Source organism: Acidobacteriota bacterium (assembly GCA_022340665.1).
Classification (GTDB): Bacteria; Acidobacteriota; Thermoanaerobaculia; order Thermoanaerobaculales; family Sulfomarinibacteraceae; genus Sulfomarinibacter.
Window position 1 is genome coordinate 1 of the sequence record JAJDNM010000065.1, and the last position, 8,905, is coordinate 8,905.

At 61.3% G+C, this 8,905-nt stretch carries 8 protein-coding genes; 4 read left to right on the top strand and 4 right to left on the bottom strand.

The features are described from left to right. Both amrB and LJE93_08505 read right to left on the bottom strand, forming a co-directional pair. Nucleotides 1–863 (bottom strand): AmmeMemoRadiSam system protein B (amrB, locus tag LJE93_08500; GenBank protein ID MCG6948935.1); only part of this gene is annotated, 863 nt, incomplete at its 3' end. An 83-nt stretch (nt 864–946) separates the two neighbouring features. Continuing rightward, nucleotides 947–2,044: a tetratricopeptide repeat protein gene (locus LJE93_08505; GenBank protein MCG6948936.1), complete on the bottom strand. Its 1,098-nt coding sequence runs from the start codon at nt 2,042–2,044 to the stop codon at nt 947–949. 96 nt (nt 2,045–2,140) lie between these two features. On the opposite strand from LJE93_08505, the gene LJE93_08510 reads away from it, so the two are divergent. The 4 genes from LJE93_08510 to lepB all read left to right on the top strand — a co-directional run bounded on the left by LJE93_08510 (nt 2,141) and on the right by lepB (nt 5,582). After that, nucleotides 2,141–3,610: an IgA Peptidase M64 gene (locus LJE93_08510; protein ID MCG6948937.1), complete on the top strand. Its 1,470-nt coding sequence runs from the start codon at nt 2,141–2,143 to the stop codon at nt 3,608–3,610. 67 nt (nt 3,611–3,677) lie between these two features. Beyond that, entirely contained in the window at nt 3,678–4,478 is an 801-nt protein-coding gene (locus LJE93_08515; protein MCG6948938.1) for a hypothetical protein, read from the top strand. Then, on the top strand, nt 4,475–4,804 hold the full coding sequence (locus LJE93_08520; GenBank protein ID MCG6948939.1) for a DUF1820 family protein: 330 nt from the start codon (nt 4,475–4,477) through the stop codon (nt 4,802–4,804). Before LJE93_08515 ends, LJE93_08520 begins: the two co-directional genes overlap by 4 nt. An 82-nt stretch (nt 4,805–4,886) precedes the next feature. Next, nucleotides 4,887–5,582: a signal peptidase I gene (gene lepB, locus LJE93_08525; GenBank protein MCG6948940.1), complete on the top strand. Its 696-nt coding sequence runs from the start codon at nt 4,887–4,889 to the stop codon at nt 5,580–5,582. A gap of 63 nt (nt 5,583–5,645) precedes the next feature. On the opposite strand, the gene LJE93_08530 is transcribed toward lepB, so the two are convergent. Both LJE93_08530 and LJE93_08535 read right to left on the bottom strand, forming a co-directional pair. Next, nucleotides 5,646–7,169 carry a bifunctional glycosyltransferase/class I SAM-dependent methyltransferase gene (locus tag LJE93_08530; GenBank protein ID MCG6948941.1) on the bottom strand — a complete coding sequence of 508 codons (1,524 nt, stop codon included), beginning with the start codon at nt 7,167–7,169 and terminating at the stop codon, nt 5,646–5,648. Nucleotides 7,170–7,173: 4 nt separating this feature from the next. Further along, nucleotides 7,174–8,811, bottom strand: coding sequence for a hypothetical protein (locus tag LJE93_08535; protein MCG6948942.1), 1,638 nt, complete (start codon nt 8,809–8,811; stop codon nt 7,174–7,176). Between the last annotated feature and the right edge of the window lie 94 nt (nt 8,812–8,905).

Sequence of the window (8,905 nt, forward strand, 5' to 3'; positions counted from 1 at the left end):
ATTGCAGCATACGTCACCGAGCTTTCCCAGCTGCCGGTCCGATGGCCGGAGGTCGTGACGTCGAGGACCTCTCCGCGTCCGTCGAATGCATGGCTCAAGAGCTCCGCGAGAACCACCAGAGGGCGGGCTCCACAGACCGTATCGCCGCTGACTTCAACCTGGTGCCTGAACCCTGCAGGGTCGATCGCGGCGAGGCGCCCTGCTGTCACTCCACCGAGGCGCACGAGTTTTTCCGCGAGGCCCGGTCCCGAAAACGGAGTCCATCCGTAGTTGCGGCCATAGTGGGTGAAATCCGAGGAGGCGACAATCACGGATCCCTCATCCATCAGAGGCACCAACGCCCTGGCCAACCGTCGCGCGGTCTCCGAGTCGGTCCCGTTGCCTATTAAAATCGGCACGATCGCTGCATCGGGTGCCAGTACCTGGAGGAACGGCAGCTCGACCTCGAGGCAGTGCTCCGGGCCGTGCGCCGCGGAGGGCCCAGCGAAGTCCTCATTCTTCCTCAAGGACTCCACTGCAGCAACATCCACCGGCACTGCACCCAGCGGAGTCTCGAACGCCTGGATGCCGCGCGCTGGTAGCGCGGCACCGGTGAAAGAGCGGTGATGGGAAGGCCCGATCAGAACCACTCTCCGCAGGCCCTCAGCATCAATGGCCGCGAATGCTCTGCCGGCCACGGCACCGGAATAGAAGTGACCGGCGTGAGGCACGACCAATGCTCTCGCACCGACCGACGCCTCTGGCACATCGAGCATCCGTTCGACCTCGGCGCGAAGCCGCTCCGGATCATCCGAGTAGAAGCCTCCGGCTACAGCAGCCGGCCGGATCGTGGCACCCGCGATCGCCGACGCGAACGCAATCATCAGAGAAAGGATCACCCTCATCCCAACAGTGATAATCCCCGCGGCATGAGAATGCAACTCGCTGGTCACCGGTAGCCAGCGGACTATTCCGACTCCTTCAGCGCCTCGAGACGAAGTTGCATGGCGCGTTCGGAGAATTTTTGTGCACGCTGGTCGTCACCTTCCAAGCGCGCAAGGCGGGCCATGGCTTGGTAGACTTCCGGCTCTTTCCCATACCACCAGCGCGCCCTCTTCAGATACTGGCGCGCTTTGTCGAAATCCCCTCGCGTCATTTCTGCGTCGGCCAACGCGATGAGCGTGAATGGGTTCCGGGTCGACTCGGCGGCCGCTCGCATGGCATTTTCCGCCTCTTCTTCGAGACCGTCCTCGCGGTAGATTCTGGCCAGGTTCACCAGAGCCGACGAGTTCCCGGGCTCCACCTCCAGCGCACGCTGGAAGGAAGAGAAGGCCCCCTCTCGATCCCCGAGCCGCGACCGTGCAACACCAAGGTTGACCCATGCCGGAGCCCATCGCGGGGCGAGCACGACCGCCAATTCGAGGTTTCGGATAGCCTCATCGAGGTCATTCACGCGAATCGAATACCCACCGATGTTGGTGTGATAGATCGCCGAAGCCACAACGTCGTCGATCACCCGCTGGCTCATGTACGGTGACTCGTTCCGTACGTAAAAGTCGTAGATGTAGATCTTGCTGGGCGCGCGGAACCCGGCCACGACGTGCCGATTGACGACAATCAGTCCTTCTTCTTTGACGATTTCCGGTTGCCGGCTGACCGACAGCAGAAACGTCGGCAGATCGAGGCTCCTCGAGAGGGCGACGAACAGCGACGTGAACGACATGCAATTGCCCTGGCGACTCGAAAAAGCCTCTTCCGCAGTCAGAGTCCGGGCCTCGTCGTACTCGAATTCGAACCTTCCCTCGTCAAAGAAGGAGCGCTGCAGGACCTCGAGCCGGGACTCAGGTCCGAGACTCCCGTAGCCGCGAACCTGCTCTTCGGCCCAAAGCACCATTTCTTCGTTGACCTCGAACGGGTAGACGACCTGAGATGGATCCAGGCCGAGCTCACTCACCGCGTGTTGCCACTCCTCGTAACCGAACACCTCGTCGGGCGCGTCGGCAGCCGCTGGCAGAGCAACTGCCGCCAGCACTACGGCCACCAGGTTCCGAGCGAAAGAATTCATGAGTAGATTCTACGTCGTTCACGCCAATTGGTTCTCACCCCGGGCGTCCGGATCGGGCACAATGGCTGCGAACACACTGTGCCATGGGAGGCCATGATGATCCGAAAATTCGTGTCCGCACTCGTCGCCACCCTTTCTCTGGCGCCGTTTTCGTGGGCCGACGAGACCTTCGACCGCAACTTCGATAACGCCACTTTGAGAATCGACTTCTTCCATACGGGCAACGCCGAAAAAGAGATTGTGACCTTCGATCGCCTCTACCGTCAGGGGGAGTGGGCCGGCCCTCGGACCAAGCTGCTGGACCCGTTCCCCTACGGTTCGTACCTCGTCGAGGCGACCGATCCTGCGGACGGCTCAGTGCTCTTTTCCAAGGGTTTCGATAGTTACTTCGGTGAATACCGCACCACGTCCGGCGCCTCAGATGGTGTAATGAGGACCTACCACGAATCCGTACTGCTGCCGTTTCCAAGACGGCCGATCGAGGTCCGGATCAGCGCCCGACAACGAGATAGCTCGTGCGCGCTGCTGAACAATATTTCGGTCGACCCCACGTCGGTTCACATCTCGACGGAACCGCCGACGAGAGACGCCGTCGTCGTCGAGGTACACCTCGGAGGACCGGCCCACGCGGTCCTCGACATCACGATTCTCGGAGAGGGATACGCAGCGAGCGAAATCGAGACCTTCAAAACCGACCTCGAGCATGCGTCGGCGACACTGCTCGCCCACCCGCCCTTCAACGCGAACCGGGCACACATCAGCGTTCGCGGCGTGCTGGCGCCCTCGGCCGAGAGCGGCTGTGACGAACCCTCGCGTGGCGTCTACCGGTCGACCTCCCTGGGAGCGTCGTTCAATTCGCTCGGATCCGAGCGCTACATGTTGACCGAGGACAACAGGTCGATGCGAGATGTCGCCGCCAACGCGCCGTACGATGCCCTGATCATCATGGTGAACCATGACCGCTACGGTGGTGGAGGTATCTACAACCTCTTCTGCACCTTCACCGCACACTCGGACTGGGCCGATTACCTCCTCCTGCACGAGTTTGGTCACTCCTTCGCCGGCCTCGCCGACGAGTACTACAGTTCGTCGGTGGCGTATAACGACTTCTACCCTCGCGGCCACGAGCCGCACGAGCCGAATATCACCGCACTTCTGGACCCTTCCGAACTCAAGTGGCGAGATCTGATTGAGGCAGGCACCGCCCTTCCCACGCCTTGGGGCAAAGAAGCATTCGATAGAGAGGATTCGGCCTACCAAGAGGAGAGGACCGAGCTCAACAAGACGATCGGAGAAGCATCCAGAGCCGGAGCCTCGGAGGAAAAGCTCCGGGAACTACGCGACATCGAGACCCGCCACGCCGCTGTCCACAGCCAGTGGGTCGAGAAATATCTTGCATCGAGGCCATCGGCGGGGATTGTCGGGGCATTCGAGGGAGCGGGTTACTCCTCGACCGGTCTCTACAGGCCGATGATTGATTGCCTGATGTTCTCGCGACGTGCACAGCCGTACTGCAGGGTATGCGAACGGGCGGTCGAAGCCATGATACTGCGATACACCGAATGAGTTTTTGCCAAGTCGCCCCGCCAAGGCTTTTCCCGACGGCCAACCGACCGACTCGAGGGGCCGAGTCGTGTCGGAACTGAGGCTTCCGAGAACCTACGTCGTAGGCCTCGGAGAAGTAGGGCGGCGACTCGGTGGCGCGCTCGATCGGGCCGGTGTCCCCACCTGTCCAGTCACCCGTACCCGGGGCTGGGACGAGGCCCGAGGGGATCCCGAAGGAGTCTGTCTCGTCTGCGTCGGCGAGGAATCCCTCGCAGAGGTGCTGGAAACCCTTCACAATGTGCCTTCCGAACGCCTGATCCTGGTCCAGAACGGCTGGATTCGCCCGCTTCTCGTCGATCTTCCGGACAACACCCGGGGCCTCATCTGGTTCACCTCCAAAGGTGATTTCTTTCAGATACTGCGTGCCAACGCCTTTGCAGGGCCGTTGGCCGAAGACATGGCGCTTGCACTTGCCGCCGGCGGCCTCCCGAGCGAGCCAGTCGAAAAGGCGATGTTTGACAGCCTCGAGGCGGACAAGATGGGCTTCAATTGCGTCGTCGGGCTGCCGCTCGCAGTTCATTCGATGACCCTCGGCGACTATCTGGCCGAATGCCCCGGCGAGGCGAAAGCTGTCTTCGAAGAGGCGGTCAATGCGTGCTCTGCCGCCACCGGCGCCGAGATCGATAGCCGCGCCTGGTCGGCTTTCCTCGAAACCGCGAAATTCCTCCGCTGGGTACGCGCATCGCAGGCCAAAGCACTCGATTTTCGGAACCAGGCAGTTGTGGCCCTGGCAGCCGAGCACGGTCTCGCGGCGCCGGCGAACCAGGAACTGCTGGGACAGTACGGCGAGAAATGTGTTACAAATTCGGGCTGGAGCGAAAGACTTTGAGCAAGGAAACGATCTACCGGGTGAATTTCGTCAGCCAGGGAGAGGTCTACGAGGTCTATGCCCGAAACGTGTCGCAAGGGGGCCTGTTCGGCTTCGTCGAGATCGAAGAGCTGATATTCGGAGAGCGTTCAAAGCTCCTCATCGACTCCTCGGAGGAACGGCTCAAGACCGAGTTCGAGGGCGTGCGTCGGGTCTACGTACCGTTACACTCGGTTCTCCGCATCGACGAGGTCGAAAAGGCCGGCCGAGGGCGCATCACTTCGGGCGAGGGAAAGGTCGCGACTTTTCCGATGGCAATCATGCCGCCCGGCACGAAACGCGACTGATCATTTCGTTCCCCAGGCCACAATCGTCCAGATCTTTTGAAACCAGCTGCTCCGGCGGTACGTACAACCCACGAGGATCGAGGTGAACGAAATAGTGACGAAGACGCTCAAGAGATGGTGGACCGAGTGGTTGCGATCCGTGCTTCTGATCGTGATCATCATCACCTCGTTCAGATCGGCGGTGGCGGACTGGAACGACGTCCCGACTGGCTCGATGAAGCCGACGATCTTCGAGGGCGACCGCATTGTCGTTAACAAGCTGGCCTACGACCTGAAGATTCCGTTCACCACCTACCGCCTGTTCTCTTGGGCCGAACCGGCGCGAGGTGACATCGTTGTTTTGTATTCGCCAGTCGACGGGAAACGACTCGTCAAACGGGTGATCGGAATCCCCGGCGACACCGTCTCGATGATCGACGATCACCTGATTGTGAATGGCGACGCCGTGTCCTACGCACCACCATCACCCGAGCTCATCACCGGCCCGACGCCCGGCGGCACGGGCAAGTTGATCGCGTTGGAGCGTCTTGGAGAAAATCCGCATGCCGTGATGATCCCCTTTGGCGCCCACTGCCGACCGACCTTTGCGCCGGTCACAGTACCCCGCGGCGCCTACTTCCTGATGGGCGACAACCGCGACGAAAGCTATGACTCCCGGTACTTTGGTTCGGTCCCCGGCAAACAGATCGTCGGCCGCGCGACTGCCGTCGCAGCATCAGTCGATCCGGAACGTCACTTCCGACCCCGTTGGAATCGGTTCTTCCGCGAACTGCGTTGAAGAATCGGTGACACCGATCTCCAATACGTGGGAAACTGCTATCGACAATTTTCTTCCCGGCACTCAGGCAGTGGGAGGTTCTGCGGAGGCCAGAACCTGAGCGACGGAAGGATTGGGCCGGCAGGTGACCAGAAACTGAAACGCGAACATAGTCGGCCAGACGCGGGCGCCGGCGGCAGCCAGATAGCCGAGGAATCGCCCGAGTGGCCCCCCAACCACCGTCTCGAAGGGGACCGGAACGGGCCGGACCTTTTCTATCTGGTAACCACAATCATCGAGCAGGGTCACGAGGCTCGAGCGGGTGAACAGACGGGTATGAGTGATATCCAGAATCCCCCTCTCGGCATAGGGAAAGCGGCCCATCAAAAGGTTGAGGCGCACCGCAATAAATGCGACGTTCGGCGTCGAAAGCACCACCAGAAACGGCTCACCCGTCCGAGGGTAGGGCCTCTCCATGCGATGTCGAAGAGAGACCATGAACCCCTCGGGATCCCGGAGGTGCTCGATCAGGTCCAGGAGCAGCACGCAGTCGAAATCACCCGGATCTACAGGCAGACGGTCGCGGTCGAGGTCCGCCGGGAAAAACTCGAGGTCAATCCCCGGCAGCGGGGGCTCGCGGTCAACGGCGGTGACGCCGATTCCGTCTTCAGCACATTTTGCAGCGACGAAACCCGGACCGCTCCCGAGATCGAGGACACGACCCGGGCCGGCGAGCCGGACCTCCTCCAGCGCCATCGCGTGGGAGGAGTACGGAATCGTGGTCTTGTCCTGATAACGCAGAGGCCTCAGGTGCCTCAGCTTGAGGCTGCACAACATGCCCATCTGGTGAAGTCTGAACCGGATCGTCGAGAGGACCACGTCGCGCGCGTACCGAAGCGTCGGCACGTGACACTCCTCGTCACCGTAACGGGTCGGGATCGGGATTTCGACGATGCGCGCACCAATGTGGGCAGCCTGGAGCAGGATCTCGGTGTCGAAGTGAAAGTCGTTGGTGTTCATTTCGAAGGGGATGCTGTTCAAGAACTGGCGCGTATAGGCGCGATAGCCGGTGTGGTACTCGCTCAGGTTCTCGCCGATCAACCGATTCTGGAAAGCCGTCAAGAATCGATTCCCGACCCGCTTGTGAAACGGCATGCCACCCTTTCGCGCGCCGCCCGGCTCGAGCATGCGTGAACCGAGAATGACGTCCGCGTTCCCATTCCTCCATGTGGAAACGATGTCCGGCAGGAGCTCCGGCGCATATTGGCCGTCACCATGGAGGAGGATGACGAGGTCATAACCGCGATTGACGGTCATTCTGTAGCCGAGCTTCTGATTGCCACCATATCCCTGGTTGACCGGGTTTCGCAGCACGGTGATTCGATCCTCATGGTCGTTTCGACGGACCCACTGCATCAACAGCTCCGCAGAGCGGTCTTTCGATGCGTCGTCGATGCACAGGATGTGGACCGCAGGGTCACTGAAGATCTCTTCCGGGATCCTTTCGAAGACGGATACGATGTGCCGCTCCGCTTCATACGCGACAACGAATATCAGGATTTTTCCGGAGCCCGGTTGCTCCCGAGGCGGACGTCGAGCTGCTTCCACCTTCCTATGGTACCTCTCGGCAAAGATCGAGATTTCGAGCCGAACGCAGCAGCCAGATCACACCCACGAGCAAGAACGCCAGCAGAGGAAGAAGGCTTGAAACGCCGCCAAGCCCGAGCAGGAGGCCGGCGTTCGTGGGATGCCAAAAGCGAACGCCGCCGATCCCGAGCGGCATGAAGGGACGCATTGCGGCAGCTCCAACCCGGCCGAGGTGCAGCTCGCGCCAACTCCACCCGTAGACCGAATCGTAGAAGAGATCGGGACGCGCAAAGGGGTGGTCCTCGGTCCCCTTCGCGATTCCCTGTGCGAGCTCGGCAGAAGGTGTCCATGCGGGGTTCCACCATTGGGGGGAGTCGCCATACCATTCGGGAGTCAACGGACCAACGACCGCCAAGGTGAACATGTTGGCGACGGATACGGTCGCCAGCAGCACCGTAATCCATCGCCACACGCCCTGCCACGGCACGCCCGCCAGGGCAAGGACCCAGAGAGGCAGGGCGAGAATCTGGTACCGGGCGACCGCCGACGACCCCGCGTGCCAGCCGTTGAACGCCGCATTCGACACCAGGTATATGCCGATTCCCGCCGCGATCAGCCACACGATTTCCCGATTGGCACGGCGTCTCCACCACCAGAAACCGAGACCCACAGGAGTCAGTAGCAAAAGAGGCACATGCAGCGGGAGTCCCCGGTACCTGCTCACCAAGAGGGCCGCCACACGGTCGGGCTGTGGAACACCGAGGACGCCGAAGGCATGATCGTCATCAACGAAAACCTCGTTGGTAGTGTCCGTGGCGAGCGCCCACGGAGAGCCGAAACACGTCTGATGGTAGGCAACAAAGGCGACAGCCGGCAACACGCCACCGAGGACCCAGACGGCTACCAATCGGGGCCTCTTCCAGGCCCACCAAGCTCCGAACAAGATTACCCACAGAATCGCAAGATAGTCACAGAGCACGGCCATGCCGACACAGAACCCGCAGGTGAACGCTCCTCGGCGATCCAGCCTGAGCGCAGCTGCAACGCCGAATACTGCAAAGGAGGCAGCCGTCGGATGCCCCCAGAGCTGTGTCTGGTAAGGAAAAAACGGGGTGGCGAAAACCATCAAAAGGGCGAGGCCAGTCGCCCGCCGCTGGGATGCTCCGAGCTTCAGCGCCACGCGCCTCAGGGCCAATCCCGCCAGTGCCACCGGAATCACCGACACCAGGAAATTGACCAGATACAGCTGGAACTCGATGGTTGTCGAATCCAGAGACCCCGTTCCAAAGGCACTCGAGATTCCCCGCACAACCGCAAACACAACTGTGCCGATGAGAATCGTACCGGGAGCCTTGTTAGCGTAGTAGTGCCCCGCCTCACGACCACTCCCGGGCTGTGGGTGGATCACACCATTGGCTGGCGAAAAAGACCAGTCCGCGGTGTTCCCGCCTGTCGGGGGAGGCTCGCGAAGCGCACCGTCGGGCCCTCTCATGAATCGGTCTATACGGAAACCGTCGCCCTCCACCGCGGCAACCATTGCGTCGAAGCGGGCATTCTGGTTCGAGGCTCCGCCGCCGTGAAAGTAGGCCCCGGATATCGCGAACAGAAGCAGCAACACCGCTTCGTGCCGGCGCGCAGCCCGCGCGATCTCCGCGGTCACCATCGTCGCTCGAACGGGGTCATGACCTCAGTGGTGGTGAACCACGCATCGTGTCCTTCGACCGCGACAGTAACATCCGGAATACGCAAGGGCCGGG

Bases quoted from the DNA above. Each gene is read 5' to 3' on its own strand.
- LJE93_08505 (MCG6948936.1), bottom strand. From the start codon at position 2,044: ATGAATTCTTTCGCTCGGAACCTGGTGGCCGTAGTGCTGGCGGCAGTT.
- LJE93_08510 (MCG6948937.1), top strand. From the start codon at position 2,141: ATGATCCGAAAATTCGTGTCCGCACTCGTCGCCACCCTTTCTCTGGCG.
- LJE93_08535 (MCG6948942.1), bottom strand. From the start codon at position 8,811: ATGGTGACCGCGGAGATCGCGCGGGCTGCGCGCCGGCACGAAGCGGTG.